Source organism: Chryseobacterium ginsengisoli (assembly GCF_039542325.1).
In the GTDB taxonomy this organism is placed as follows: Bacteria; Bacteroidota; Bacteroidia; order Flavobacteriales; family Weeksellaceae; genus Chryseobacterium; species Chryseobacterium ginsengisoli.
The window spans coordinates 1-531 of the sequence record NZ_BAABHX010000031.1; the positions used below are offsets into that span (position 1 = coordinate 1).

General features: G+C 79.7%; 1 protein-coding gene. It reads right to left on the reverse strand.

The genetic code is table 11. The features are described from left to right. On the reverse strand, positions 1-493 hold a 493-nt coding region (locus tag ABD940_RS22850; RefSeq protein WP_345208879.1), incomplete at its 3' end, for an FAD-dependent oxidoreductase. Positions 494-531 lie beyond the last annotated feature (38 nt).

The window sequence follows — 531 nt, forward strand, 5'->3', positions numbered from 1 at the left end:
CGGCGTCGGCGAGCAGGTCCAGCACGGCCCCGGCGGAGGTGCCGGCCAGGCCGTCCTCGCGGGCCGAGGCGCCGACCACGAGGGTGCCGTCCGCACGGGGCACGAGGTAGACCTGGCGCCCGTGGACGAGGCCGCGGACGGTGCGGGTGATCAGGTGCGACTCCCCCGGCAGCAGCTGCTCGGGGCGCACCCGCAGGCGCAGCACGTCGCCGTGGACGGGGCGCAGCGGGACCTCGACGGCGGTGGCCGCGCCGCCGATCCCGCGGTGGCCCAGGCCCGCGGCGAGGACCGCGCCGTCGGCGGTGAGGACGCCCCCGTCGGCCAGCGTGAGGCGCACCCCCTCGCCCTCCGGGTCGGCGGCGGTGACGCGTCCGGCCACGAACCGGGCGGCGGGTCCGGCGGTCCGGGTGCGGTTGCCGGAGGGCGGTGAGGTCTGGTCGGTCACCCGCGGCGAGGTGATCACCCGCCTGCTGGCCGATCCGGTGATCGTCAAGGACGCGCGGTGGAGCCTGCCGGGCGCGCGCCCGGGGG